This window comes from Streptomyces sp. NPDC020917 (genome assembly GCF_044333795.1).
GTDB lineage: Bacteria > Actinomycetota > Actinomycetes > Streptomycetales > Streptomycetaceae > Actinacidiphila.
Window position 1 is genome coordinate 129,621 of the sequence record NZ_JBIRRR010000013.1, and the last position, 26,679, is coordinate 156,299.

Sequence of the window (26,679 nt, forward strand, 5' to 3'; positions counted from 1 at the left end):
ACCGTGCCGGGCGGACCCCGCGCGGCGTCATCCTGCGGATGTACGCGGCCGGTGTACGCCGGTGCCCCGCCGCCGCCCGCCGGTGGGATGTGCCGGCGCCCGGCGCCTTGGCACACTGTCCCGGTGAACAGGGCTGATGTGGTCGCGCGGTTGAGCGCGCTGCGGGAGGTGCTGCGGATGCCGGTGGGCCGGCCGCAGCGCCCGACGCGCTGGGCGTGGGCGGCGGACGCGGTGCTCGCGGCGTGCCTCGCGGCCGGCACCGTCGACGCGACGAGCAAGAGCGGGCGGATGGTGGGGTTCGTGCCGCCGTTCGGGCCGCCGCCCCGGCTGCCCGCGCCGCCTCGGCCGCCGGTGCCGCCCCACCACGGCCCGGTCCCCGCGTGGCCGCAGGCGTTCCTGCACGCGATCCCGCCGCCGTGGTGGCTGATGGTGCTGGCGGCGCTGACGGCCGCGCCGCTGGTGGTGCGCCGCCGGCTGCCGCTGACCGCGCTCTGCCTGGTGATAGGGGCGACCCTCGTCTACCACCTGGGCCGGGTGCCCGGGGCGGAGACCGGCGGCACTGCGTTCTTCACCCTCGCGTCCTGCCTGGTCGCGGCGTACAGCGCGGCGATGTACAGCCGCAACCGGCGGGCCCTGACGTGGTGTCTGGGCACCGGCACGGTCCTGGTCCTCGGCTTCTACAAGCGGACGGTCCCGGAGTTCTCGCCGGGGTTCGTGCCGTTCCTGATGCTGGTGCCGCTGGGTCTGGCCGCCAACACCCTTCACACCTGGCGGCAGCGGATGGCCGCGCTGGAGGCCGAGCAGGCGGTCGCGACCCGGCAGGCGGTGGAGGAGGAGCGGGCCAGGATCGCCCGCGAGCTGCACGACGTGGTGACCCACAACGTGAGCATGATGACGGTGCAGGCCGGCGCGGCCCGCAAGGTGATGGACACCTCGCCCGACCAGGCCCGGGAGGCGCTGCTCGCGGTGGAGGCGGGCGGGCGCGCGGCGATGTCCGAACTGCGCCATGTGATGGGCCTGCTGACCATGACGGACGCGGTGGATCTGGCGCCGCAGCCGGGACTTGACCAGGTGGCGGTGCTGGCCGGGCGGATCCGGGACACCGGGGTGCCGGTCGACCTGGTGGTGTCGGGCACGCCCGTCGCGCTGCCGCCGGGCGTCGACCTGGCGGCGTACCGGGTGGTGCAGGAGGCGCTCACCAACACCGTGAAGCACGCGGTGGGCGCCTCGGTGACGATCACCGTGGAGCACCTGGCCGAGGAGCTGCGGATAGAGGTCGCGGACACCGGCGGCGCCAGCTCGCCGTCCGCGGCCGGCGGCAACGCCCGCGGCCTGCTGGGGTTGCGGGAGCGGCTGGCCGTCTATGGTGGGACCCTCGAGGCGGGCCGGCGTATCACCGGCGGTTATCGGGTCAGAGCGGTGATCCCGGTGGGGGGCGTGTGAGCGGGCAGGACCAGGCGGGTCTTCGTGTGGTGATCGCCGACGACCAGGCGCTGGTGCGGACCGGGTTCCGGATGATCCTGGCCGCCGACGGCATGGAGGTCGTGGCCGAGGTCGCCGACGGCGAGCAGGCGGTGGAGGCGGTCCGCCGGCACCGGCCGGACGTGGTGCTGATGGACATCCGGATGCCGGGCCTGGACGGGCTGGAGGCCACGCGGCGGATCCTGACCGGGGCCGCGGACGAGCCGCGGGTGGTCATCCTCACCACCTTCGACCTCGACCAGTACGTGTACGCGGCGCTGGCGGCCGGCGCGAGCGGCTTCCTGCTCAAGGACGTCACGCCGGAGTACCTGGTGGCCGCGGTCCGCATGGTGCGGGCCGGCGACGCGCTGCTGGCGCCGGCGATCACCCGGCGGCTGGTGGAGCGGTTCGCGGTGCGGGACGCCGGCACCGCGACCCGGCACCGCGACCTGGCCGCGCTCACCCCGCGCGAGCTGGAGGTGCTGGAACTGCTGGCCACCGGCCTGAGCAACGCCGAACTCGCGGCGGCCTTCCAGCTCAGCGAGGCGACGGTGAAGACCCATGTGGCGCGGATCCTGTCGAAGCTGAACCTGCGCGACCGGGCCCAGGCCGTCGTGGTGGCCTACGAGACCGGGCTGGTCACTCCGGGGTCCGATCCGGCCGGCTGACCGGGTGGGCCACCGCGTAGAAGGCGACGGCCGCGGCGGCGCCCACGTTCAGCGAGTCCACGTCGTTGCTCATCGGGATCCGCACCCGGGTGTCGGCCGCCTGCTGGGCACGCCGGGTCAGTCCGGGGCCCTCCGCGCCCAGCAGCAGCGCCAGCCGCTCCGGCGGGGCGAGCGCCGTCAGGTCCACCGCGTCCGCCGCCGGGGTCAGCGCCAGGACGTGGAAGCCGGCCGCCCGCACCACGCCGTCCAGGTCGTGCGGCCACCGCTCCAGCCGCGCGTACGGCACCGAGAACACCGCGCCCATCGACACCTTCACCGACCGCCGGTAGAGCGGGTCGGCGCAGTCCGGGGTGAGCAGCACCGCGTCCATGCCGAGCGCCGCCGCGCTGCGGAAGATCGCGCCGATGTTGGTGTGGTCGTTGACCGCCTCCATCACCGCCACCCGCCGTGCGCCGGCGAGGAGTTCGGCCGGTGCGGGCAGCGGCTTGCGCTCCATGGAGGCGAGCGCGCCGCGGTGCACGTGGTAGCCGGTGACCTGCTCGGCGACCGCGGGGTCGACCAGGTGCACCGGGGCGTCGGTCGCGGCGATCACGTCGCCGAGCGCGTCGGTCCACTTGGCCGACAGCAGTAGCGAGCGCATACGGTAACCGGCCGCCAGCGCCCGCCTGATGACCTTCTCGCCCTCGGCGATGAACAGGCCCTCGGCGGGTTCGCGGCGCCGCCGCAGCTCGACGTCGGTGAGCGAGGTGTAGTCGGCCAGCCGCGGGTCGTCCGGGTCGTCGACGGCGACGGGGTCAGCCACCGCGCTTCACCCGTGCCGCGCGACGGTGACGACGTCGCCGATGACCACGACCGCCGGCGGCCGCACACCCTCGTCGGCGACGGTCCGCGCGACGGTGGCGAGCGTCGCGTCCACCCGGCGCTGGGCCGCGGTGGTGCCTTCCTGGATCACCGCGACCGGGGTGCCGGACGGCCGTCCGGCGGCGACGAGGGCGTCGGCGATCGCGCCGATCCGCTCGACCGCCATGAGCAGCACGAGGGTGCCGCGCAGTCGCGCCAGCGCCGGCCAGTCGACCAGCGACCGCGGGTCGTCGGGGGCGACGTGCCCGCTGACGACGGTGAACTCGTGGGCGACGCCCCGGTGCGTGACCGGGATCCCGGCCGCGCCCGGCACGCTGATCGAGCTGGAGATCCCGGGCACCACGGTCACCGCGACGCCCGCCTCGGCGAGCGCCTCGGCCTCCTCCATGCCGCGCCCGAACACGTACGGGTCGCCGCCCTTGAGCCGGACCACGGCCTTGCCCGCCTTGGCGTGCTCGATGAGCGCCGCGTTGATGGCCTCCTGTGCCATCGCCCGGCCGTACGGGATCTTCGCCGCGTCGATCACCTCGACGTGCGGCGGGAGTTCGTCGAGCAGGTCGCGCGGGCCGAGCCGGTCGGCGATGACCACGTCGGCCTCGGCGAGGAGCCTGCGGCCCCGCACCGTGATCAGGTCGGGGTCGCCGGGGCCGCCGCCGACCAGGGCGACGCCCGCGGTACGCGCCCGGTGCTGCGGCGCGACGAGGCTGCCGTCGCGCAGCCCGGCGACGACGGCGTCCCGTACGGCGGCCGAGCGCCGCGGGTCGCGGCCGGTCAGCACGGCCACGGTCACGCCCTCGGTGCGGCCGGTGGCCGGGGTCCAGGCGGTGGCCGCCTCGGCGTCGTCGCTGCGCACGCACCACACCCGGCGCGCCTCGGCCTCGGCGGAGGCGGCGGCGTTGGCGGCGGCGTCGGTGCTCGCGATGAGGGCGTACCAGGCGCCCTCCAGGTCGCCGTCCCGGTACGGCCGGGCCTCCCACCGCAGTTCGCCCGCGGTGGCCATCGCCTCCACGGACGGGGTGACGCCCGGTGAGACGAGGACGATGTCCGCGCCGGCGGACACGAGGGCGGGCAGGCGCCGCTGGGCGACCTGGCCGCCGCCGATCACGACCACGCGGCGGCCCTGCAGCCGCAGCCCGACCGGGTACGCGGGGGCGTCTTCCTGCACGGTGCTTTCTCCTATGTCCGGCCTGCTCATGTCTCACCCTACGGGTGCGCTTCCCCCGCGCACCCCACGCCCACCCCGTGCCCGGACCTTCAGCCGGTGGCCGGCTGCTCACCGACCGGGCAGCCCCGACCCCCGTTCCCGGACCTTCAGCCGGTGGCCGGCTGGTCGCGCAGTTCCCCGCGCCCCTGAAGGGCGCACCCTGGCGACAAGGCCGGCCACAACAGGGGCGCGGGGAACAGCGCGACCAGCAGACCACCGGACCGCGGACCGCAACGCACCCCAGCCACCGCGGCGCAGCCCGGAAACCCCGGAACCCAGAGGAAAAGCGTCAGCCCTTTTCCGTGACGCCCGCGGCATCAAAAGTCGCGACCTCGTGCATGACCCGAGCCGCACTCTGGACCAGCGGAAGAGCAAGCAGAGCCCCCGTCCCCTCGCCGAGGCGAAGGTCGAGGTCCACCAGGGGCCGCAGCCCCAGGGTGGTGAGCGCGGCCATGTGCCCCGGCTCGGCACTGCGGTGCCCGGCGATGCACGCCGCCAGCACCTCCGGCGCGATCGCCCGCGCCACCAGCGCCGCCGCCCCCGCGCTCACACCGTCCAGGATCACCGGCGTCCGCAGCGCCGCGGCACCGAGCAACAGGCCCACCATCGCCGCGTGTTCGAGGCCGCCCACGGCCGTGAGGACGGCGATCGGGTCGGACGGGTCGGGCCGGTGCAGCTCCAGCGCCCGCCGGACGACCTCGATCTTGCGCGCGTGCATCTCGTCGTTGATGCCGGTGCCGCGTCCGGTGACCTCGGCCGGGTCCACGCCGGTGAACACGGCGATCAGCGCCGCCGACGCGGTGGTGTTGGCGATGCCCATCTCGCCGGTGAGCAGCGCCTTGTTGCCGGCGGCCACCAGATCACGGGCGGTCTCGATGCCGACCTCCACCGCGCGCAGCGTCTCCTCCCGCGTCATCGCGGGACCGGCGGTGAAGTCCGCGGTGCCGGGCCGCACCTTGCGCGGCAGCAGCCCCGGGGTACTGGGCAGTTCGGAGGCGACGCCGACGTCGATGACGCACACCTCCGCGCCCACCTGGTTGGCGAACGCGTTGCAGACCGCGCCCCCGCCCAGGAAGTTGGCCACCATCTGACCGGTGACCTCCTGCGGCCAGGCCGTGACGCCCTGGGCGTGCACGCCGTGGTCGCCGGCGAAGACGGCCACCGCCGCGGGCTCCGGGATCGGTGGCGGGCACTTCCGGGACAGCCCGCTCAGCTGCGCGGAGATGATCTCCAGCATGCCCAGCGCGCCGGCCGGCTTCGTCATCCGCTTCTGCCGCTCCCACGCCTCGCCGAGCGCCTTGGCATCCAGCGGGCGGATGCCGCGCAGCGTCTCCTCCAGCAGGTCGTGCGGCTCCTCGCCGGGCAGTGCCCGGTTGCCGTACTCCTCCTCGTGCACCACCCACGAAAGGGGGCGCCGCTGGGACCAGCCGGCCTGCATCAGCTCCGGCTCCTCGGGGAACTCGTCGACGTACCCGATGCACAGGTAGGCCACGACCTCCAGGTGCTCGGGCAGGCCGAGTGCCTCGACCATCTGGCGCTCGTCGAAGAAGCTGACCCAGCCGACGCCGAGGCCCTCGGCGCGGGCGGCGAGCCACAGGTTCTCCACCGCGAGGGCGGACGAGTAGGGGGCCATCTGCGGCTGGGTGTGCCGGCCCAGGGTGTGCCGGCCGCCGCGCGTCGGGTCGGCGGTCACCACGATGTTGACCGGCGTGTCGAGGATCGCCTCGATCTTCAGCTCGCGGAACTGGCGCGCGCGGGCCTTCGGCAGCGACTTGGCGTAGGCCTCGCGCTGCTGCATGGCCAGGGCGTGCATCCGCTCGCGGGTCTTCTCGGAGCGGATCACGACGAAGTCCCACGGCTGGGAGTGGCCGACGCTCGGCGCGGTGTGCGCCGCCTCCAGCACGCGCAGCAGCACCTCGTGCGGGATCGGGTCGGAGCGGAAGCCGTTGCGAATGTCGCGCCGCTCGCGGATGACGCGGTGAACGGCGTCGCGAACGGCCGGGTCGTACGGCTCCGCGGCGGGCTGCGGCTCGGCCGCGGTCTGCTCTTCGGCCGCGGTCTGCTGTTCGGCCGCGGTCTGCTCTTCGGCCGCAGGCTGGTCTTCCGCGGCGGGCTGCTCTTCCGCGGCGGGCGCGGGCTCGGCCGGGGTCCCGGCCGCGGGCTCCTCGCCGGCAGTCGCCTCCGCGGGCTCCTCGGTGTCCGGGGCCTCGCCGGTGGCGGGGGCGTCGGCGGCCGGAGCGTCCACGGCCGCGGCCTCCACCGTCGCGGCCTCGGCGTCGGGCGCCGAAGTCTCCGCGGAATCAGCGGACTTCGCGGTTTCCGTGCCCTCGGCGGGCTGCTGCTCGGTGGCCGCGGCAGAGGCGGCGGGGGTGGCCGCAGCCGCGGCGGGAGCCGCGGCACGACGGCCTCGACGGCCCCGCGACGGCGCGGGCGCGGCGGCAGCGGCGGCTTCGGCCACGACCGGCGCGACGGCGGCAGCGGTCTCCGCATCGGCGACCTGGTCGGCCGCGTCCTCGGCGGACGGGGTGGCGGGCTGCTCCTCCTTCGCCGGACCGCGGCGGCGGCCGGTCCCGGCCTGCGCGGGCGCGGACGGCGCTTCCTGTGCCGCGTCGGGCGAACCGCCAGGCGCCGCAGGGGTGTTCGCCTCCGCGGCGGCGTCCGCCTCCGGCGTCGCGACGGCGGCCGGGCCGGTCTGCCCGGTCTGCTCGGCACCCGGGACGGCCTCGGCGATCGCGGCGGCCTCGGGCGCGGCGACGGCGGGCTCCGCGTCGGCCATGACCGGGGCCTCGGGCCCGGCCGCCGGAACGGCCTCCGCGGTCTCGACGGGAACGGCCGCCGGCTCCGCGCTCTCCGGCGCGGCCGCGTCCGGGACGTCGGCCGCCGGAACGGCCTCGGCGACGGGAACGGCCACGGGCTCGGGCTCACCGGGCACGGCACCGGCAGCGGGAGCGGGCTCGCCCTCGGGCGTGTTGGCCGTCGAAGAGGTCTGTCCCGCAAGGGTGTTCGGCCCTGCGGCCACGGCGGGCTCCGCGCCGGCCACGACCACGGTCTCGGCGACGGCACCTGCCGCGGGCTGGCCCTGGCCGACCTGCGGCACCGCGCCGGGAACGCCCGCGGCGTCCGCGGTCGTCGGGCCGGTCGCGGCGGGAGACTGCGGGCCCGCAGGCGCGGGCACCATCTGCAGGACGGGGGTGACCGGCTGCACGGCGGCACCGTTCACCTGGGCGGCGGCCACGGGCCCGGCGGCCGGCGCGGCGCCCGGCACCTGCGTGCCGTTGACGCCGGCCGGGGAGGGCGCGACGGGGACGGCGGCAGTGGCGGGGCCCGGCGTCGCGACGGGCTCGCCCACCACAGGAGCGGCGGCCTCGGGCGTCCCCTGCTGCTCGGGAGCCGCGGCGGGAGCGTGGGCCGGTACGCCCTCGGGGGCGCCCGGCACGAAGGCCACCGCGCCGCCCTGCTCGGCGGAACCACCCGCGACGGCAGGGCCGTTGGCGACCTGCTGGAACGCGGCACCGCCGGCGGCCGGCACCGGCGGCAGGGCCTCGGCACCGGCCGGCGCGGCCGGGACCGCGCCCGGCTGCCCGGCCTGGACGCCCGGCTGCCCGGCGAACTGCGGACCGTCGGCGGGGGCGGGCACGAAACCGGGGGCCGGGGCGGCGGGTGCGGCCTGGGCGGAGGGCGCGGGGATGCCCTGGCCCTCGGAGACCGCGGGCGCCGGCGCCTGGGCCGGGATCACGCTGTCGGCGTGCGGGATGAGGGAGACCAGCGAGGGTCCACCGGCCACGGGCCACTCCGTGGCGACGGGTTCCGCGGTCTGCTGCGCGGGGATCGCCTCGTCCCGGGGCACGTCGAGGTACTCGGGGCCGGAGGTGGGCGGTCCCTGCGTGGTGACGGCGGGGCCGCGGTCGGCCAGCGACCGCACGGACACGCCGCCCGACGGGGTGTCGGTCACGGACGGGCCCATGTGCAGCTGGCGGCGCGGCGGGGCGGGCGGCACCTGCAGGTGGGGGGTCTCCACCGGCACCTCGGTGGGCACTTCGACCGAGATGACGTTGACCACGGAGGGGACCGTCGCGGGCTGCGCCATCGCGGCGGCCGGAGGCTGCGCCTGGGCGAAGTGCGGCTGGGCAAGGTGCGGCTGGGCGAGGTGCGGCTGCGGCTCGAACGAGGCGGACGGGGACTCGGTCCACGCGCCCTGCGGGCCGGGCATCAGCAGGCCGTCGTCCTCGTCCTCGAGTCCGGGTCCCGCGGGCGGCTGGTCGAGATAGGTGTAGGCGGGCCCGGGGGCACCGTGGTCCGCCAGTGGGTCCGCGCCCCAGCCGGCCTGCTGCGGTACGCCGTTGCCGTCAAGGCCGGTGTGCGGCGGGAGACCCGCTTCCCCGACGCCGTTCTCCGGCAGCCCCTCGCCGGGGATCTGACCGGTGTCCGTCATGCGTGCCCCTCGCCCATCGGTTTCGTCCTTCCAGCCGCCGTACCGCCCCGCGCCGCAGCCCCTGGAAACAACAACGAGCGTGCCAGGGCTGCGGCACGTCGGCGCCCGACGGCCCGAACAGCTGGACGGCCCGTCAACGTACGGCGACGGCACAACGATCCGTCAGCCTACCCCGCTGTGGGAGGCCGTCCGCTCCATCGTCCGCACCTCGGGACGTATCTCACACGATGCCCACATTTCCCCGCGCGACCAGCGGAAACGTGCTAGACCACGAAGGGTTGGCGGCGGCCGCGCCAACTGCCGTACGGGGCCCGGCCGGTGGGTGCGGGACCGGTCCGCGGGTCAGCGCCGGGTGCCGCTCAGCACGAAGGTGACGGCGCGCGCCCGTTCGGTCCAGTCGCTGCCCAGTTCGACCGACTGCACCAGGGAGCGCTCGACGTCGTAACCGCCCTCCTCCAGTGCCCGGGTGACCGCCTCCGCCTGGTCGCGGTTGGCCGCGGAGGTGACGATCCGCTCGGGCCTGCGGGCCGCGCAGGCGGCGGTGACCGCCGCGTCGGCGGTGCCGATGCGGATCACGTCCGGCTCGGGCAGGTCCTCCAGCACCTGGGGGGCTGTGCCGTGGACGACGTGCACCTGGACGCCGTGGCCGCGGGCGGCGGCGGTGATCCAGTCGCAGGCGTCGGAGTCCCGTTCGACCGCGATGACGGCCGCGCCGAACCGGGCCGCCTCGACGGCCACCGCGCCGTCGGCCGCGCCGATGTCCCACACCAGGTCGCCGGTGCGCGGTCCGAGCCGGGCCAGTTGCAGCGCGCGCACCTGCGCGGGCACGTCGCCGCCGTACTCTCCGGACGGCAGGGCCCAGCCGCGGACGTCCCCGGGGAAGCCAGGGTCGCGGCCGGCGATCCAGCCGCCGACGCGGCTGGCGGCACCCGGCTGCGGGTCGCCCCAGCGCAGCGAGCGCGACGGCGCGGCGGAGGAGGCGGAGGAGGTCGTGCCGCCGATGACCAGCACCACGTTGGGGTCGCGCCAGATGTGGTCGGCGACCTTGTCGGAGGTGAGGACGGTGACCTGCTCGCTGTCGGTGCCGAGCGCCTCGCAGATGACGAAGGTGCGGTGGACGCCGGTGAGCAGCAGGGCGAGTTCGGCGGGGCCGGCGCCGGGCGAGGTGAGCACCGCGACCTTGGGGTAGGCGCGGCAGACGTTGACGGCGCGCCGCAGGCTGCGGCGGGTGGCGACGACCACGCGGGCGTCGTCCCAGGGCATCCCGGCGCGGGCGAACGCCTGGGCGACGGCGGAGACGCCGGGGAGCACCTCGATCTCCAGGCCGAGTTCCGGGGCGCGCAGGGCGCGGACGACGCCGAAGAACCCGGGGTCGCCGTCGGCGAGCACGACAGCCGTGCCGCGGTGCTTGGCGATCCGCCGGGCGGCGATCTCGATGCTGCCGAGGACGATCTGCTCGGCTCCGGCGGGCACGTAGGGCAGGGCGAGATGGTGGCGGGTGCCGGCCACGAGGGTGGCGGCGCTCAGCGCGGCTCGGGCGGGGTCGGACGGGGGCGTGCCGTCCCATCCGATCACGGTGACCCGGTCGGCCATCGTCGTCTGCCTCCATGCCGTGTGCGGATCGCTGCGGGTCCCTGTGATGAGGGGGCGGGATCCTCCGGCAGGTCGCGGCGGAGGGCCCGGGTGAGAACCCTAACCCGGGCGGGCGGCGGCGGGGACGGCGCGGTCAGCGCCAGTCGGCGTAGGCCCCGTAGTCGCTGCGGGCGTCGTACAGGTCGGCGTCGGAACCGGGTTCCGGGGCGTCGTCGAGGTCCTCGGGGAGCAGGCTCCACACCAGCAGGTCGGTGCGCGTCTCGGTCCAGCCGCCGGCCTCCCCGGGGGCGCTGTCCTCGGCGCGGGTGCGGACCAGGCCGGCGCCGCGCAGCACGCCCTCGCTGACGCAGCCGATCTTCTGGGCGACCTGCTGGGAGGCGGTGTTGTCGGCGGCGGTGCGCAGTTCGACGCGCTGGAAGCCCTGCTCGTCGAAGAGCCAGCGGCAGACGGCGAGCACGGACTCGCTGGCGTAGCCCTCGCCGCGGGCCCAGGGGGCGGTGAGGTAGCCGATCTCGGTGCCGAGGATCCGCCAGTCGGTCCGCTGGAGGGTGACGGTGCCCACGAGCCGCTGGGTGAGGAACTCGGTGACGGCCAGCACCAGGCCGCGGCCCTGGGTGCGCTCGGCCTCGGCGGCCCGGGTGACGAAGTCGCGGGCGTCCTCGGCGGTGTACGGATGCGGCACCCCGGTCCAGGCGGTGACCAGCTCGTCGTTCATCATCTCCACGAGCGCGGGGATGTCGGCCTCCTCGTACGGGCGCAGCACCAGGCGATCGGTGCTGACGGTGGTGTCCGGGAAGGTGGCTGTCATTCGCTGCTCCGTAACCAGGGCATGTGTGGATTGCACAGCATGCAGCATCATGCGCGGCGCCGTCCGGGCAGGGCCGCCGCGGGTGCGGTGGCCGTACGGTGGCGAACGCCCTTCCAGAGTAGGGGGAATGCCGGTCAGGTCGGGTATCCGTGGACGTCATCCGATGCTGCTACCGTCAGCCCGCGTGACAGTGCACCACGCAGCAGGAGTCGGTTACCAGCGGGCGGCGGGCGTCTACGAGCGCTCGCGGCCCTCCTATCCGATCACGGCGGTCGCGGCCCTGGCCGACGCGCTGCCGCTGGAGGCGGGCCGCACGGTGGTCGACCTCGGGGCGGGGACCGGGAAGTTCACCCGGCTGCTGGCGCTGACCGGCGCCGAGGTGCTCGCGGTGGAGCCGGTACGGGAGATGCGCGAGCGGCTGGCGGAGCTGCTGCCGGGGGTGGCGGTGACGGCGGGCACGGCGGAGTCGACGGGCCTGCGGGAGGACTGCGCGGACGCAGTGGTCGCGGCCCAGTCGTGGCACTGGTTCCAGGCGGACGATGCGGTCGCGGAGGTCGAGCGGCTGCTGCGGCCCGGTGGCGCGCTGGCGCTGGTGTGGAACACCTACGACACGTCCGTTCCGTGGGTGCGGGACTACCAGGACATCTATTTCCGGCTCGCGCCGCGCGACCTGCCGAGCCCGCCGCTGGCCGCGCGCCCCGGTGAACCGGGCGGCTGGCGTGAGGCGTTCGAGGAGCGCAAGGGCTGGGGTCCGGTGGAGGAGCGGCACTGGCCCAATCCGCACCGCACGACCGTGGAGGACGTGGTGGAGCGGATGATGTCGTCGAGCCACATAGCCGTGCTGGACCCGGCCGCACAGGGCCGGGTCCGCGCCGAGGTCGAGGCGGTGCTGGAGGCGCACGGCGTGAGCGGGGGCAGCGACGCGATCGACCTGCCGTACACCACGGACGTGTACTGGCTGCGGTACGGCTGAGGGCCCGTGCCGCCGCGGGGTGCGGCGGGCACGGGCCCGTTGCGCGCCAGGGGGTGCGGGCGGGGCCTTCGCGGCGCCCGGCCCCGCCGGCTGCGGTCAGGCGGCCTTGCCGAACGCGGGGATCACCGCGCCCTTGAAGGTGTCCTGGATGTACGTCTTCACCTCGGGCGAGTTGAGCAGCTCGGCGAGCTTGCGCACGCGGGGGTCGTTCTCGTTGCCCTTCTTCACGGCGAGGAAGTTGGCGTAGGGGTTGCCCGCGGCCTTCTCCAGGACCAGCGCGTCCTTGGACGGGTTGAGCCCGGCCTGGATGGCGTAGTTGCCGTTGACCACGCCGGCGTCCACGTCGCCCAGCGAACGCGGCAGCTGCGCGGCCTCCAGCTCCTTGAACTTCAGGTGCTTGGGGTTCGAGGCGATGTCGGCGGGGGTGGCGGTCTGCCCGGTGCCGGGCTTGAGCGTGATCAGGCCGTTGTCGGCGAGCAGGCTCAGCGCCCGCGCCTCGTTCGTGGTGTCGTTGGGCACGGCCACGCTCGCGCCGTCGGACAGCGCGCCGAGCGAGGTGATCTTGTGCGAGTACAGGCCGAGCGGCTCCAGTTCGACGTCGACGACCGGCACGATGTGGGTGCCGTTCTTCTTGTTGAAGTCGTCCAGGTACGGCTTGTGCTGGAAGAAGTTGGCGCCGACCTCGCCCTGTTCGGTGGCGGTGTTGGGCAGGACGTAGTCGGAGAACTCCTTGACCTGGAGGTCGAGCCCGGCCTTCTTCGCCAGGTGGTCCCGGACGAAGTCCAGGATCTGGGCGTGCGGGGTGGGGCTCGCGGCGACGACCAGCGGGCCGGAGGTGTCGCCGGACGCAGAGGAGCCGGACGAGCCGGAGCCGCAGGCGGTCAGGCCGAGCGCGAGCGCTCCGGTGGCCAGGGCGACGGCGGTGTACTTCACGGTGGTACGCACGAAAAGTGCCTCTTTCTTGTGGGTGGTGCCGTGGGTGGTGCAGCCCCGCAACGTCGCGGGGCCAGGGTGTGGGGGGAGGTTCGGGGTCCTGCTCAGGGACAGGACGTGGTCGCCGGGTCGATCTCGGCGGGGCCGCCCGCCGCGGAGGGCCGGGGCTTGGTGCGGGGGCGCAGCAGCCGCAGCCGCGGGGCGGGGCCGGACCGGCCGCGCCGGGCGACGGACCGGGCCGCGAGGTCGCCGGCCAGTTGCACGAGCGTGACCAGGACGGCGAGCACCGCCACGATCACCCACATGAAGCCGGTCTCGAACCGCTGGTAGCCGTAGCGCAGGGCGAGGTCGCCGAGCCCGCCGCCGCCGACCACGCCGGCCATCGCGGAGTACCCGACGAGCGCGATGACCGTGGTGGTCACGCCGGCCAGCAGCGAGGCGAGCGATTCGGGCAGCAGGACCTTGCGGACCACCGTCCAGGTGCTGCCGCCCATCGCCTGCACGGCCTCCACCAGGCCGTGGTCGACCTCGCGCACGGAGGTCTCCACCAGCCGGGCGAAGAACGGGGTCGCGCCCACCGACAGCGGGACGACGGCGGCCTGCCAGCCGATGGTGGTGCCGACGATCCCGCGGGTGAAGGACATCAGCGCGATCATCAGGATCACGAACGGCAGCGAGCGGCCGACGTTCACCACCGCGCCGAGCACCCGGTTGACGGGGAGGCTGCGCAGCAGCCCGCCGCGGTCGGTGAGCACCAGCAGGACGCCGATCGGCAGTCCGGCCGCGACCGAGATCACGGTGGACCAGCCGACCATGCGCAGGGTCTCCCCGAGCGCCTGGGTGAGCAGCGGCTGCATCTGCGACCAGGTCACTTCACGGCCTCCGTGCTCGCCGCGGCGGCCACGTCGACCTGCAGGCCCAGCTCGCGCAGGTAGCCGATCTGCACGACGTTGTCCTCGAACCGGCCGGGCAGTTCGATCCGCATCCGGCCGACCTGGCGGCCGTCGACGGTCTCCATGGCCGCGCCGAGGATGGACACGTCGACGTTGTAGGTGCGGGCCAGTTGCGAGATCACCGGCCGGCTCGCGGTGTCGCCGTGGAAGGTCAGGTCGACCACGGTGCGGTCGGGCGCCGAGGCGCGGCCGCCGACGGGGAAGAGCTCGCCGGCCAGTTCGGAACCGGGGGTCGCGAGGAGTTCGGGCACGGTGCCGGATTCCACGATGCGTCCGCCTTTCATGAGGGCCGCCGAGTCGCAGACGGCCTTGACCACGTCCATCTCGTGCGTGATGAGCAGCACGGTGAGGCCGAGTTGCCGGTTGAGGTCGCGCAGCAGCCGCAGCACGGAGCGGGTGGTCTCCGGGTCGAGCGCGGAGGTGGCCTCGTCGGAGAGCAGCACCTTGGGGTCGCCGGCCAGGGCGCGGGCGATGCCGACGCGCTGCTTCTGCCCGCCGGACAGCTGTGCGGGGTAGGCGCGGGCCTGGTCGCCGGACAGGCCGACCAGGTCGAGGAGTTCGCGGGCCCGGCGGGCGCGGTCGCGCCGGCCGGCGCGACCGAGGATCTCCAGCGGCAGTTCCACGTTCTCCTGCGCGGTGCGCGAGGAGAGCAGGTTGAAGTGCTGGAAGACCATGCCGATGCCGGCGCGGGCGGCGCGCAGCGCGGCCGGGGCCCGGTCGGTGCGGCCGGCCAGCGCGGTCAGCTCGCGGCCGGCCACCTCGACGGTGCCCGAGGTGGGGCGTTCCAGCAGGTTGACGCAGCGGATCAGGGTGCTCTTGCCGGCGCCGCTGCGTCCGACGACGCCGAAGACCTCGCCTTCGCGCACGGTGAGGTCCACCCCGTCCAGGGCGGTGACCTCACGGCCGCGCGAGCGGTAGACCTTACGCAGGTCGGTGGTGGTGATCACGATCGCGTCCATCACGTCCGGGCACGCGGCAGGAGACCGGCCGGTGCGGGGGCTTGCGGTGGTCCGCGGCACACTGCGGCCCTGGGCGGGCCTGCGGGACCGGCGGCGCTCGCAGCGCGCGACCGGGGGCGTGTGACGCGGGGGTGCCCGCCGGGTGGGCAGGGCGGATGTCGGGGGAACGACGAGGGCGGCGCGTGGACGTGCCGCCGGGTCTCGCTTCGGGGCGCGAGACTCAGGTTTTCCGGGCCCTCAGTCAGTCACACATTCGACAGGCACGACGCGCGCCGGGCATGCAGCGGACACCGGGCGTGGTCGCCTCGGTCGCGTGGCTGCGGCGGTTCGTCGTGGTCATGTGCCCCAGTAAAGCAGAGACCCGGCCAGGTTCCGAATTCCGTCGGTCTGTATCGGTCGGTCCTCCTGCTCACTCCCTCCGCGGACGACCTCGTACCTCGGCCGGCCACTGCGGGAGCTCGGGCGTCAGCCCTCCGGCTCTTTCGGTCGGTCTTCCTGCTCACTCCCTCCGCGGACGACCTCGTACCTCGGCCGGCCACTGCGGGAGCTCGGGCGTCAGCCCTCCGATCGTTCACTATGCGGACACCATCGGGTCCATCCGAGGAAGGCGGCCGTCCCAGGGGGCGGAATCGGGCGGGGTGACCGGCCGTAATACAGTCTTCGCATGGTCGACGCCGTCATCCTCACGGTCTCCGTCACGGCGCTGCTGCTCGCGGCGTGGTGCGGCTTCGCCGCGTACCGCGACTCGCCGACCAAGGACTGGCACTTCATCGGCATGGCCGTGGTCACACTGGCCGCGCTCGTCCAGCTGGTGGTGTCGCTGGTGCAGCTCGCCCGCGGCGAGCGGCCCGAGCACGGGATGGCGGTCTTCCTCGCCTACCTGATCGGCGCCGCCTGCACGATCCCGTCGGCGGCCTTCATGTCCCTTGCCGAGCGCACCCGTTGGGGCTCGGCGGTGGTCGCGGCCGGCGGTGTGATCCTGGCCGTTCTCGAGCTGCGGCTGCACGAGATCTGGGGGTCCGGCCATGGCTGACGCCAGCGAGACCGGGAACGAGACCGGTCGTACGACCGAGGAGAGCGACGTGACCGCGGACCAGACCGTCGCCGGCGAGCAGCCGGCGGCCGCCCCGAAGGCCGGTATCGGCACCGGCCCCGGGCGGCTGCTGCTGTGGCTCTACGGCATCTTCACGGTGGCGGCGCTGTCCCGCTCGATCGTGCAGATCACCATGAAGTTCCACCACGCGCCGCTGGCCTACACGCTGTCCGCGGTGGCCGGCGTGGTCTACGCGGTGATCCTGGTCGCCCTGTCCAAGGGCGGCGAGTCGGCCCGCCGGGTCGCCCTGGTGTGCTGCTCGGTCGAGCTGCTGGGGGTGCTCACCGTCGGCACCCTGACCGTGGCCGACTCCTCGGCGTTCGCCGACTCGACGGTGTGGTCGTACTACGGGGTGGACTACCTGCTGCTGCCGCTGGCGCTGCCCGTGACGGGCCTGCTGTGGCTGCGCCGGGCCGGGCAGGCGGCGCCGGCCGCCCCCGCCGAGGCCGCGGCGAGCGGCGAAGGGCGGGGCTAGGTCCCGTCCGGGGCTCTGCCGGCCGGGGAGCGGCAGACGTCAGGCCCCGCCGGGCCGGAGCGGACTCCGGGCCGGCAGGGCCTGCGGGGTGCGGCGCGGTTCAGGCGCTCGCGGCGTAGGGGGCGTTGCTCTGCGCGGCCTTCTCCATGTGGACCAGGCTCAGCCGGCGGGTGACCGGCTCCGCGGCGCCGACCTGCTCGTAGCCGAGCTTGCGGTACATCCGCAGGTTGACCTCGCTGCGGTGGCCGGTGAACAGCCGGTACCGCTTGGCCTCGGCCTCGTCGGCCAGCCGGCCTTCGAGGGCGGCCAGCAGCCGGCCGCCGAGGCCGTGCCGCTGGAGCCGCGGGTGGACGATGAGCTTGCCGATGCGGGCGGTCCCGTCCATGTCGACGGCGCCGCGCACCGAGCCGACGACCTCCTCGCCGAGGCGTGCGACCAGCACGACGGACTGCGCGAGTTCGGCGCGCAGGTCGTCCAGGGTCTGGGTGAGCGGCTCGATGGTGTAGTCGCCGTACAGCTCCGCCTCGCCCTGGTAGCAGAGGTACTGGAGTTTGAGGATCTTCTCCGCGTCGTTGTCGTCCGCCGCGGAGATGGTCACGCTCATGCCCATGCGCGCAGGCCTCCCCTTCGAATCCGTCCGGGCAGTTGAGGGTGGATGTGAGCGCCCGGAACGTGTGCCTGAGCGGAGGTTGGTGCTGATGTGCGCCGCCTCCGTGGCGCCGATGATCGCACAAACCTTCCGGCCGGGTACCGGCCTGCGGCGCCCGTCTCAGTCCCGTCCGGAGGCGCCGAGGGTGCCCGCTGCCGCTGACTGTTTACCGTGCATTACCCCGTCCTGGCAGGGGTCGAACCCTCGAATTCAGGATCGATCGCAGGCACCCGAGGCAGCGCGAACGCAGCGGTCCGAGGCTGCCCTGTGAGATTCCCAACTCCCGGGAGATTTCCCGGTAAGTGGGGTCGGAACGGGACATCAGCGCCGTGACCACCTGCGGGCAGCGGCCGGGCAGCAGGCGTACCGCGGCCCGCACCGTCCTGCGCTGCTCGGCGGCGATCACCAGCTCCTCCACGCCGCGGGCGCCGCGGGCGGCCGGCCCGCCGCCGAAGTCGAGGGCGAAGTCGGCGTAGGGGTGCTGGTGGCGGGTGGCGCCGGCGGCGGCCCGGGCCTCGTCGCGGACCGCGCGGCGGATCCACCGGCCGGGTTCCGCGGGCGGCGCCGGACACTCCAGCAGCCGTACCCACACGGCCTGTTCGAGGTCGGCGGCCTCGACGCGGCCGGGCAGTTCCGCGGCCGCGGCCTCGGCGGCCAGCAGCGGACGCAGGCGCGCGTACCCGGCGCGGTCGTCCGCCCGGCGGTCCTGCGGCCGGTGCGGCGGCTGATGCGGCGACGGGTGCGGCGGCTGGTGCTGCGGCTGGTGGTGCGGCCGAGGGACATGGCCCTGCTCCCGGCCCTGCGGCCGGTCCTGGCGGAGGTGCATGGGGATGTGCATACCGGCTCGCACGCCGCGGCCGCGCGGGGCGGTTGCCTGCGCCGCCGGCTTTCACCTGATGGTGTGGCCGCTCCGGGTCCCGCGCCTGGGCGAACCCGGCGTGCGCGACCGGCGGGAGCGGAAGTATCGTCCTTGCGTACGGGCCGGTAGGGTCGGCCCTGCGTCTGTTCGACCGTGTCCGACCTGTCCGGAGGGTCCGTTGTCCCGCTTGTCCCGCAGCGTGCTCAAGGTGCTTCTCGGTGTGCTGATGCGTGTGCTGTACCGCCCCGTCGTCGAGGGCGTGGAGAGCATTCCGGGTGAGGGGCCGGTGATCCTGGCCGGCAACCACGTCACGTTCATCGACTCGATGTTCCTGTCCCTCGTCGTGAAGCGGCAGGTGTACTTCATCGGCAAGGACGAGTACGTCACCGGCAAGGGCGTCAAGGGACGCCTGATGGCCTGGTTCTTCACCACCTGCGGCATGATCCCGGTCGACCGGGACGGCGGGCACGGCGGCGTCGCGGCGCTGATGACCGGCCGCCGGATCCTGGACGAGGGGAAGATCTTCGGCATCTACCCCGAGGGCACCCGCTCCCCCGACGGCCGCCTGTACCGCGGCCGCACCGGCATCGCCCGGCTGACCCTGATGACCGGCGCCCCGGTGGTCCCGTTCGCGATGGTCGGCACCGACAAGGTGCAGCCCGGCGGCAAGGGCATGCCGCGGATCGCCCCGGTCACCGTCCGCTTCGGCCGGCCGCTGGACTTCTCCCGCTACGACGGCATGGACCGCGACCGGTACGTGCTGCGGGCCGTCACCGACGAGGTGATGAGCCAGGTGATGAAGCTGTCCGGCCAGGAGTACGTGGACATCTACGCCACCAAGGCGAAGGCCGCCTGAGCCACCCCGCCGGGGGCGCCGCCGCGCCCCCGCCCACGGCACGCGTGAAGGGCGGGCCCGGTCACCCGGGCCCGCCCTTCACCGCTTTCGCGGGGCCTTCGATGCGGCCGCCGCGCCCGGTCAGCCGCGCTTGGCGTCGGCCCAGGCGTGCTGGACCGCCAGATCGGCCTTCACCTCGGCCAGTTGCACCGCGACCGCGCTGGGCGCGGTGCCGCCGCGGCCGCTGCGGGAGGCGAGCGCGCCGGGCACGCTGAGCACGCCGCGGACCTCCGGGGTCAGGTGCGTCGAGATCGCGGCGAACTGCTCGTCCGTCAGCTGGTCGAGCTCGATGCCCTGCGCCTCGCAGACCTTCACGCACGCGCCGGCGACCTCGTGGGCCACGCGGAACGGCACGCCCTGCCGGACCAGCCACTCGGCGATGTCGGTGGCGAGCGAGAAGCCGGCCGGGGCCAGCTCCTCCATCCGCTCGCGGTGGACGGTCAGGGTGGCCATCATCCCGGTGAGCGCCGGCAGCAGGACCTCCAGCTGGTCGCAGGAGTCGAAGACCGGCTCCTTGTCCTCCTGAAGGTCCCGGTTGTACGCCAGCGGCAGCGCCTTGAGGGTGGCCAGCAGCCCGGTGAGGTTGCCGATCAGCCGGCCGGACTTGCCGCGGGCCAGCTCGGCGATGTCCGGGTTCTTCTTCTGCGGCATGATCGACGAGCCGGTGGAGAAGGCGTCGTGCAGCGTCACGAAGGAGAACTCCTTCGTGTTCCACAGGATCACCTCCTCGGCGATCCGGGACAGGTTGACACCGATCATGGCGGTGATGAAGGCGAACTCGGCGGCGAAGTCCCGCGACGCGGTGCCGTCGATGGAGTTGGCCGCGCTGCCGTGCTCGAAGCCCAGGTCGCGGGCGACCGCCTCCGGGTCCAGGCCCAGCGAGGAGCCGGCCAGCGCGCCGGCGCCGTACGGGGAGACCGCCGTGCGCTCGTCCCACTGCCGCAGCCGTTCCGCGTCGCGGGACAGCGCCTGCACGTGGGCCAGCACGTGGTGCGCGAAGAGCACCGGCTGGGCGTGCTGGAGGTGGGTGCGGCCGGGCATCGCGGTGTCCGGGTGGGCCTCGGCGAGGCCCACCAGCGCGTCCTGGAGGTCGGCGATCAGGCCGCCGATGATCCGGGCGTGGTCGCGCAGGTACATCCGGAAGAGCGTGGCGATCTGGTCGTTGCGGGACCGTCCGGCCCGCAGCTTGCCGCCCAGCTCGGGGCCGAGCCGCTCCAGCAGGCCGCGCTCCAGCGCGGTGTGCACGTCCTCGTCGGCCACCGTCATGGTGAACTCGCCCGCGGCCACGTCGGCTTCGAGCTGGTCCAGGCCCGCCGTCATCCGCTGGAGCTCGTCGGTGGTGAGCAGCCCGGCGGCGTGCAGCACCCGGGCGTGCGCCCGGGACCCGGCGATGTCGTACGGGGCGAGCCGGTGGTCGAAGTGCACGGAGGCGGACAGCCGCTCCAGGGCGGCGGACGGCCCGTCGGCGAACCGTCCGCCCCACAGCTTGGCCCCCGGGGCGTTGCCCTCGGCGCCCGTCACTGCGCGAGGTCCCGCTTGGCCGCGATCTTGCTGGACATGCCGAAGATCTCGATGAAGCCCTTGGACAGCGACTGGTCGAAGGTGTCGCCGGTGTCGTAGGTGGCGAGGTTGAAGTCGTACAGCGAGGTCGCGGACTTCCGGCCGTTGACGACGGCCCGGCCGCCGTGCATGACCATCCGGATGTCGCCGGTGACGTGCTGGTTGGCCTCGGCGATGAAGCCGTCCAGGGCCCGCTTGAGCGGCGAGAACCACAGGCCGTCGTAGACCAGCTCGCCCCAGCGCTGCTCCACCTGCCGCTTGTAGCGGGCGAGTTCCCGCTCGACGGTGACGTTCTCCAGCTCCTGGTGGGCGGTGATCAGGGCGATCGCGCCGGGGGCCTCGTAGATCTCCCGGGACTTGATGCCGACCAGCCGATCCTCGACCATGTCGATCCGGCCGATGCCCTGGGCGCCGGCCCGGGCGTTCAGCTGCTGGATGGCCTCCAGGACGGTGACCGGGGCGCCGTCGATCGCGACCGGGACGCCCCGCTCGAAGGTGATGACGACCTCGTCCGCGTCCCGCGGGGTGGCGGGGTTCTGGGTGTACTCGTAGACCTCTTCGATCGGCGCGTTCCAGATGTCCTCCAGGAAGCCGGTCTCCACCGCGCGCCCGAAGACGTTCTGGTCGATGGAGTACGGGGACTTCTTGGTGGTCGCGATCGGGAGGTTCTTCTCCTCGCAGAAGGCGATGGCCTTGTCGCGGGTCATGGCGTAGTCCCGGACCGGCGCGATGCACTTCAGGTCGGGGGCGAGCGAGGAGATGCCGGCCTCGAAGCGGACCTGGTCGTTGCCCTTGCCGGTGCAGCCGTGGGCGACGGTGTCGGCGCCGTGCTTCCTGGCGGCGGCCACCAGGTGCTTGACGATGGCCGGCCGGGAGAGAGCGGAGACCAGCGGGTAGCGGTCCATGTAGAGCGCGTTGGCCTGGATCGCCGGGAGGCAGTACTCGTCGGCGAACTCCTGCTTGGCGTCGGCGACCTCGGCCTCGACGGCACCGCAGGCGAGCGCGCGCTTGCGGATGACGTCCAGGTCCTCGCCGCCCTGGCCGACGTCTACCGCCACGGCGATGACGTCGGCGCCGGTCTCCTCGGCGATCCAGCCGATGGCGACGGAGGTGTCAAGACCGCCTGAGTAGGCGAGTACGACGCGCTCGGTCACGGGTCTCTCCTTACGATGCATACGCTGACTGGTATAAGTATGCACTGCTCTGTATGGATCGTCAACGCGGCTGGTCAGCGCGTTGTACGACGGGTATGGCAACGCCCCCGGCCGGTGGCCGGGGGCGTTGCCGGATCCGGCCCGTGGGCCGGGCCGGACCCTAGGCCTCGCCCTGGGCCAGGCGCAGCAGGTGGTCGGCGAGCTTGTGGCCGCCGGCGGGGTCGCGGCTGATCAGTACCACGGTGTCGTCGCCGGCAATCGTGCCGAGGATGTCGTACACCTCGGCGGTGTCGATCGCGGACGCCAGGAACTGGGCCGCGCCCGGCGGGGTCCTGACCACCACGAGGTTGGCGGACGCCTCGGCGGAGATGAGCAGTTCGCCGGCCAGCCGGCGCATCCGCTCCTCCTTCACCGACTCGCCCAGCGGCGCCTGCGGGGTGCGGAAGCCGCCCTCGGAGGGCACGGCGTAGATCAGCTCGCCGTCGTTGGTGCGGATCTTGACCGCGCCGAGCTCGTCGAGGTCGCGGCTGAGCGTCGCCTGCGTGACGCTCAGCCCGTCGTCGGAGAGCAGCTTGGCGAGCTGGCTCTGCGAGCGGACCGGCTGGCGGCCCAGGATGTCCACGATCCTGCGGTGCCGTGCCGTTCGGGTCTGCGGTACGGCCTGTCCGCCGCCATTCGCCTGCGCCTCGCTCATCGTCGCGTCATTCTCCGTCTGACTCCCGGGACGCCCGGTACTCCTGGTACACGTGGTCGAGAACGCCGGGCAGGGCCCGGAGGAACGCGTCCGTCTCCTCGTCACCGACGATGAGCGGAGGGGCGAGCCGCACCGTGCCGGGCACGGCGGCGTTCACCAGGAATCCGGCGTCCTGAGCCGCCAGCTGGATCTGAGGGGCGAGCGGCTCGGTGAGCACCATACCGATCAGCAGGCCCGCGCCGCGCACATGATCGACCAGCGGGTGTTGCAGTGCCTCGATGCCCTCACGGAGCTTCTCGCCCTGGCGCTTGACGTTCTCCAGGACGCCGTCGGCGGCGATGGTCTCCAGCACGGCGAGCGCGGCGGCGCACGCCACCGGGTTGCCGCCGAAGGTGGTGCCGTGGGCGCCGGGGGTGAGCAGCTCGGCGGCGGGCCCGAAGGCCAGCGCGGCACCGATCGGCAGCCCGCCGCCCAGGCCCTTGGCGAGGGTGATCACGTCCGGCTCCACGCCCTGGGCCTGGCACTCGAACCAGTACCCGGTCCTGCCGATGCCGGTCTGCACCTCGTCGAGCACCAGCAGGGTGCCGGTGGCCGCGGTGATCTCCCGGGCGGCCTGCAGGTAGCCGGCCGGCGGCACCACGACGCCGTTCTCGCCCTGGATGGGTTCGAGGATCACCAGGGCCGTGTCGGTGGTGACCGCGGCGCGCAGCGCGTCCGCGTCGCCGAACGGCACGTGGGTGACGTCGCCGGGCAGCGGCCGGAACGCCTCCTGCTTCTTCGGCTGGCCGGTCAGCGCCAGCGAGCCCATGGTGCGGCCGTGGAAGGCGCCCTCGGTGGCGACCATGCCGGTGCGGCCGGTGAGCCGGCCGATCTTGAAGGCGGCCTCGTTGGCCTCGGCCCCGGAGTTGGCGAAGAACACCCGCCCGGACCGGCCGGCCAGTTGCAGCAGCTTCTCCGCGAGGGCCACCGGGGGCTCGGCGACGAAGAGGTTGGACACGTGGCCGAGCGAGCCGATCTGCCGGGAGACCGCGGCCACCACCGCGGGGTGCGCGGTGCCGAGCGCGTTCACCGCGATGCCGCCGATGAAGTCGGTGTACGTCCTGCCGTCGGCGTCCCAGTAGGTGGCGCCCTCGCCGCGCACCAGCGGCACCCGGGGCGTGCCGTAGTTGTCCATCAGCGACGCCTGCCAGCGCCGGGTCAGTTCCTCGTTGGCGGTCATGCCGCTCCCCCTGCGTTCGCGGTGGTCCCGCCGGTGCCGGCGGTTCCTGTCGTGCCGGCGACGGCCGTGGCGACCAGCGCCCCGGGGACGTCCTGCGCCCCGGGCACGTCGTCGGGGACGACCATCGTGCCGATGCCCTCGTCGGTGAAGATCTCCAGCAGGATCGAGTGCTGGACCCGGCCGTCGATGACGCGGGCGGTGTGCACGCCGCCTCGCACGGCGTGCAGGCAGCCCTGCATCTTCGGCACCATGCCGCTGGACAGCTCGGGCAGCAGCTTCTCCAGCTCGCTGGCGGTCAGCCGGCTGATCACGTCGTCGCTGTTCGGCCAGTCCTCGTAGAGGCCCTCGACGTCGGTGAGGACCATCAGCGTCTCGGCGCCGAGCGCGGCGGCCAGCGCGGCGGCCGCGGTGTCGGCGTTGACGTTGTAGACGTGGCCGTCGTCGGCGGCGCGGGCGATGGAGGAGACCACCGGGATCCGGCCGTCCTCCAGCAGCGCCTCGATCGCGCCGGTGTCGATGGCGGTGATCTCGCCGACCCGGCCGATGTCCACCGGCTCGCCGTCGATCCGCGGGTAGTGCTTGATCGCGGTGATGGTGTGCGCGTCCTCGCCGGTCAGCCCGACGGCCAGCGGGCCGTGCTGGTTGAGCAGGCCGACCAGCTCCCGCTGCACCTGCCCGGCCAGCACCATCCGCACCACGTCCATGGCCTCGGGCGTGGTCACCCGCAGCCCGGCCTTGAACTCGCTGACCAGGCCGTGCCGGTCGAGCTGGGCGCTGATCTGCGGCCCGCCGCCGTGGACCACGACGGGCTTGAGCCCGGCGTGCCGCAGGAACACCACGTCCTGCGCGAACGCGGCCTTCAGGTCGTCGTCCACCATGGCGTTGCCGCCGAACTTGATGACCACCGTCTTGCCGTGGTGCCGGGTGAGCCAGGGCAGTGCCTCGACGAGGACCCGGGCCTTGGGCAGCGCGGCGTGCTTGCGCGCGGTCATGAGCTGTACGCGCTGTTCTCGTGGACGTAGTCGGCCGTCAGGTCGTTCGTCCAGATGACGGCCGACCGGTCGCCGGCGGCGAGGTCGGCGGTGACGACCACCTCGCGGAAGCGCATGTCGACCAGGTCCCGGTCCTCGCCGACGGAGCCGTTGCGGCACACCCACACGCCGTTGATGGCGACGTTGAGCCGGTCCGGCTCGAAGGCGGCGCCGGTGGTGCCGATCGCGGACAGCACCCGGCCCCAGTTGGGGTCCTCGCCGTGGATCGCGCACTTGAGCAGGTTGTTGCGGGCGATGGACCGGCCGACCTCGACCGCGTCCTCCTCGGTGGCGGCGTTCACCACCTCGATCTTGATGTCCTTGGCGGCGCCCTCGGCGTCGCCGATCAGCTGCCGGGCCAGGTCGGCGCACACGGCGCGCACCGCGTCGGCGAAGTCGCCGTACTCGGGGGTGGTGCCGGAGGCGCCGGAGGCCAGCAGCAGCACGGTGTCGTTGGTGGACATGCAGCCGTCGGAGTCGACCCGGTCGAAGGTCTGCCGGGTGGCGTCGCGCAGCGCCTTGTCGAGGGTGCCGGCGTCCACGTCGGCGTCGGTGGTGAGCACCACCAGCATGGTGGCCAGGCCCGGGGCGAGCATGCCCGCGCCCTTGGCCATGCCGCCGACCGCCCAGGCGCCGCCGGGGCCGGTGGCCACCGCGGTCTTGTGCACGGTGTCGGTGGTCTTGATGGCGAGGGCGGCCTTCTCGCCGCCGTGCTCGGACAGTTCGGCGGCCGCGGCGGCCACGCCGGGCAGCAGCTTGTCCATCGGCAGCAGCACCCCGATCAGCCCGGTGGAGGCGACCGCGATCTCGCCGGCGCTGTGGCCCAGCACCTCGGCGGCCTTCTCGGCCGTGGCGTGGGTGTCCTGGAAGCCCTGGGGCCCGGTGCAGGCGTTGGCGCCGCCGGAGTTGAGGACGACGGCGGTCACCGCACCGCCCTTGAGGACCTGCTCGGACCACAGGACCGGCGCGGCCTTCACCCGGTTGGAGGTGAAGACGCCGGCGGCGGCCCGGCGCGGCCCGGTGTTGACCACCAGGGCAAGGTCCGCCTTGCCGCTCGCCTTGATCCCGGCGGCGATGCCCGCCGCCGTGAATCCCTTCGCTGCGGTCACGCTCACGCTGAACTCTCCTCGCTTCTCGGTACCGGATTCAGGTCGGTCTTCCCGCCCGCTCCGGTCAGGGGGCGATCCCCGTCAGGGGCAGCCCTGTGGCCTCCGGGAGGCCCAGGGCGATGTTCATGCTCTGCACCGCGCCGCCGGCGGTGCCCTTGGTCAGGTTGTCGAGGGCGCTGATCGCGATCACCCGGCCGGCCGCCTCGTCGAGGGCGACCTGCAGCTGGACGGCGTTGGAGCCGTACACCGAGGCGGTGGCCGGCCACTGGCCCTCGGGCAGCAGGTGCAGGAACGGCTCGTCGGCGCACGCCTTCTCGTACGCCGCCCGGACGTCCGCCGCGGTCACGCCGGGGCGGGCCTTGGCCGAGCAGGTGGCGAGGATGCCGCGCGGCATGGGGGCCAGGGTGGGCGTGAAGGACACGCTCACCGGCCCACCGGCCACCGCGCTGAGGTTCTGCACCATCTCCGGGGTGTGCCGGTGCACACCGCCCACGCCGTACGGGCTCATCGAGCCCATCACCTCGGAGCCCAGCAGGTGCGGCTTGGGGGCCTTGCCCGCGCCCGAGGTGCCGGACGCGGCCACGACGACCGCCTCGGCCTCGACGAGCGCGGCGGCGTAAGCGGGGAACAGGGCAAGCGAGACGGCCGTCGGGTAGCACCCGGGGACCGCGACGCGCTTGGACCCCTCCAGCGCGGCGCGGCCCCCCGGCAGCTCGGGCAGCCCGTAGGGCCAGGTGCCGGCGTGCGGCGAACCGTAGAACCGTTCCCAGTCGGCGGCGTCCTTCAGCCGGAAGTCGGCGCCCATGTCGACGACCAGCACGCCGTCGCCCAACTGCTCGGCGACGGCGGCGGACTGGCCGTGCGGCAGGGCGAGGAAGACCACGTCGTGCCCGGCCAGCACCTCGGCCGTGGTCGGCTCCAGCACCCGGCCGGCCAGCGGCAGCAGATGCGGCTGGAGCGCGCCGAGCACCTGGCCCGCGTTCGCGTTGCCGGTCACCGCGCCGATCTCCACCTCGGGGTGCCCGGCGAGCAGCCGCAGCGCCTCGCCCCCGGCGTATCCGCTGGCTCCCGCCACCGCCACCCGCACAGCCATCGA

Annotated in this window: 22 protein-coding genes and 1 pseudogene; 6 read left to right on the forward strand and 17 right to left on the reverse strand. The window is 74.1% G+C overall.

Going from position 1 to position 26,679, the window contains the following annotated elements; all coding sequences use genetic code 11:
* Positions 1-123 precede the first annotated feature (123 nt).
* On the forward strand, positions 124-1,443 hold the full coding sequence (locus ACH4TG_RS25810) for a sensor histidine kinase (RefSeq protein ID WP_398244875.1): 1,320 nt from the start codon (positions 124-126) through the stop codon (positions 1,441-1,443).
* Complete coding sequence (locus ACH4TG_RS25815; RefSeq protein ID WP_398244876.1) at positions 1,440-2,129, forward strand: response regulator; 690 nt, start codon at positions 1,440-1,442, stop codon at positions 2,127-2,129. Before ACH4TG_RS25810 ends, ACH4TG_RS25815 begins: the two co-directional genes overlap by 4 nt.
* On the opposite strand, the gene ACH4TG_RS25820 is transcribed toward ACH4TG_RS25815, so the two are convergent.
* From ACH4TG_RS25820 to ACH4TG_RS25840, 5 genes are all read right to left on the reverse strand, one after another.
* The gene (locus ACH4TG_RS25820) at positions 2,101-2,931 is read right to left on the reverse strand and encodes a TrmH family RNA methyltransferase (protein WP_398244878.1); all 831 of its coding nucleotides are present in this window, start codon (positions 2,929-2,931) and stop codon (positions 2,101-2,103) included. The two genes, ACH4TG_RS25815 and ACH4TG_RS25820, sit on opposite strands and share 29 nt — an antisense overlap.
* 6 nt (positions 2,932-2,937) lie before the next feature.
* Positions 2,938-4,155, reverse strand: a complete 1,218-nt coding sequence (cobA, locus tag ACH4TG_RS25825) for a uroporphyrinogen-III C-methyltransferase (protein ID WP_398244879.1) — start codon at positions 4,153-4,155, stop codon at positions 2,938-2,940.
* A 328-nt stretch (positions 4,156-4,483) separates the two neighbouring features.
* Positions 4,484-8,626, reverse strand: coding sequence for a nicotinate-nucleotide--dimethylbenzimidazole phosphoribosyltransferase (gene cobT, locus ACH4TG_RS25830; RefSeq protein ID WP_398244881.1), 4,143 nt, complete (start codon positions 8,624-8,626; stop codon positions 4,484-4,486).
* Positions 8,627-8,968: 342 nt separating this feature from the next.
* The gene (gene cbiE, locus ACH4TG_RS25835) at positions 8,969-10,219 is read right to left on the reverse strand and encodes a precorrin-6y C5,15-methyltransferase (decarboxylating) subunit CbiE (protein WP_398244882.1); all 1,251 of its coding nucleotides are present in this window, start codon (positions 10,217-10,219) and stop codon (positions 8,969-8,971) included.
* A 133-nt stretch (positions 10,220-10,352) separates the two neighbouring features.
* On the reverse strand, positions 10,353-11,027 hold the full coding sequence (locus ACH4TG_RS25840) for a GNAT family N-acetyltransferase (protein WP_398244883.1): 675 nt from the start codon (positions 11,025-11,027) through the stop codon (positions 10,353-10,355).
* 184 nt (positions 11,028-11,211) lie between these two features.
* Between ACH4TG_RS25840 and ACH4TG_RS25845 the strand changes: the two genes are divergently transcribed.
* Complete coding sequence (locus ACH4TG_RS25845; RefSeq protein WP_398244884.1) at positions 11,212-12,000, forward strand: class I SAM-dependent methyltransferase; 789 nt, start codon at positions 11,212-11,214, stop codon at positions 11,998-12,000.
* A 96-nt stretch (positions 12,001-12,096) separates the two neighbouring features.
* Here ACH4TG_RS25845 and ACH4TG_RS25850 read toward each other — a convergent pair whose 3' ends face one another.
* The 3 genes from ACH4TG_RS25850 to ACH4TG_RS25860 form a co-directional block, all read right to left on the reverse strand.
* On the reverse strand, positions 12,097-12,945 hold the full coding sequence (locus tag ACH4TG_RS25850; protein WP_398244885.1) for a MetQ/NlpA family ABC transporter substrate-binding protein: 849 nt from the start codon (positions 12,943-12,945) through the stop codon (positions 12,097-12,099).
* A 92-nt stretch (positions 12,946-13,037) separates the two neighbouring features.
* Positions 13,038-13,805 carry a methionine ABC transporter permease gene (locus ACH4TG_RS25855; RefSeq protein ID WP_398244886.1) on the reverse strand — a complete coding sequence of 256 codons (768 nt, stop codon included), beginning with the start codon at positions 13,803-13,805 and terminating at the stop codon, positions 13,038-13,040.
* A complete protein-coding gene (locus tag ACH4TG_RS25860; RefSeq protein WP_398244887.1) occupies positions 13,802-14,833 on the reverse strand; it encodes a methionine ABC transporter ATP-binding protein in 1,032 nt (343 codons plus the stop codon). The genes ACH4TG_RS25855 and ACH4TG_RS25860 overlap by 4 nt, the downstream gene beginning before the upstream one ends.
* A gap of 676 nt (positions 14,834-15,509) precedes the next feature.
* Between ACH4TG_RS25860 and ACH4TG_RS25865 the strand changes: the two genes are divergently transcribed.
* Together ACH4TG_RS25865 and ACH4TG_RS25870 are read left to right on the forward strand one after the other, a co-directional pair.
* Positions 15,510-15,878 (forward strand): hypothetical protein, encoded by a 369-nt coding sequence (locus ACH4TG_RS25865; protein ID WP_398244888.1) that lies wholly within the window; start codon positions 15,510-15,512, stop codon positions 15,876-15,878.
* Entirely contained in the window at positions 15,871-16,413 is a 543-nt protein-coding gene (locus tag ACH4TG_RS25870) for a hypothetical protein (protein ID WP_398244889.1), read from the forward strand. The genes ACH4TG_RS25865 and ACH4TG_RS25870 overlap by 8 nt, the downstream gene beginning before the upstream one ends.
* Positions 16,414-16,513: 100 nt before the next feature.
* Here the strand turns inward: ACH4TG_RS25870 and ACH4TG_RS25875 are convergent, their stop codons facing one another.
* Together ACH4TG_RS25875 and ACH4TG_RS25880 are read right to left on the reverse strand one after the other, a co-directional pair.
* Complete coding sequence (locus ACH4TG_RS25875; RefSeq protein WP_398244890.1) at positions 16,514-17,023, reverse strand: GNAT family N-acetyltransferase; 510 nt, start codon at positions 17,021-17,023, stop codon at positions 16,514-16,516.
* A gap of 205 nt (positions 17,024-17,228) precedes the next feature.
* Positions 17,229-17,888 carry a sigma-70 family RNA polymerase sigma factor gene (locus tag ACH4TG_RS25880; protein WP_398244891.1) on the reverse strand — a complete coding sequence of 220 codons (660 nt, stop codon included), beginning with the start codon at positions 17,886-17,888 and terminating at the stop codon, positions 17,229-17,231.
* A 220-nt stretch (positions 17,889-18,108) separates the two neighbouring features.
* On the opposite strand from ACH4TG_RS25880, the gene ACH4TG_RS25885 reads away from it, so the two are divergent.
* A complete protein-coding gene (locus ACH4TG_RS25885) occupies positions 18,109-18,777 on the forward strand; it encodes a lysophospholipid acyltransferase family protein (RefSeq protein WP_398244979.1) in 669 nt (222 codons plus the stop codon).
* Positions 18,778-18,897: 120 nt separating this feature from the next.
* Here ACH4TG_RS25885 and argH read toward each other — a convergent pair whose 3' ends face one another.
* From argH to argC, 7 genes and pseudogenes are all read right to left on the reverse strand, one after another.
* A complete protein-coding gene (gene argH, locus ACH4TG_RS25890; RefSeq protein ID WP_398244892.1) occupies positions 18,898-20,337 on the reverse strand; it encodes an argininosuccinate lyase in 1,440 nt (479 codons plus the stop codon).
* Positions 20,334-21,530 carry an argininosuccinate synthase gene (locus ACH4TG_RS25895; protein ID WP_398244893.1) on the reverse strand — a complete coding sequence of 399 codons (1,197 nt, stop codon included), beginning with the start codon at positions 21,528-21,530 and terminating at the stop codon, positions 20,334-20,336. Before ACH4TG_RS25895 ends, argH begins: the two co-directional genes overlap by 4 nt.
* 160 nt (positions 21,531-21,690) lie before the next feature.
* Positions 21,691-22,224, reverse strand: a complete 534-nt coding sequence (locus ACH4TG_RS25900; protein WP_398244894.1) for an arginine repressor — start codon at positions 22,222-22,224, stop codon at positions 21,691-21,693.
* 7 nt (positions 22,225-22,231) lie between these two features.
* Positions 22,232-23,443 (reverse strand): acetylornithine transaminase, encoded by a 1,212-nt coding sequence (locus ACH4TG_RS25905; RefSeq protein ID WP_398244895.1) that lies wholly within the window; start codon positions 23,441-23,443, stop codon positions 22,232-22,234.
* Between the two features lie 110 nt (positions 23,444-23,553).
* Positions 23,554-24,435 (reverse strand): annotated as a pseudogene (gene argB / locus ACH4TG_RS25910) (acetylglutamate kinase); the annotation flags it as partial.
* Complete coding sequence (argJ, locus tag ACH4TG_RS25915; RefSeq protein ID WP_398244897.1) at positions 24,432-25,589, reverse strand: bifunctional glutamate N-acetyltransferase/amino-acid acetyltransferase ArgJ; 1,158 nt, start codon at positions 25,587-25,589, stop codon at positions 24,432-24,434. The gene argJ and the pseudogene argB, both read right to left, overlap by 4 nt.
* A 58-nt stretch (positions 25,590-25,647) precedes the next feature.
* Entirely contained in the window at positions 25,648-26,676 is a 1,029-nt protein-coding gene (gene argC / locus ACH4TG_RS25920; RefSeq protein ID WP_398244898.1) for an N-acetyl-gamma-glutamyl-phosphate reductase, read from the reverse strand.
* Positions 26,677-26,679: the final 3 nt, after the last annotated feature.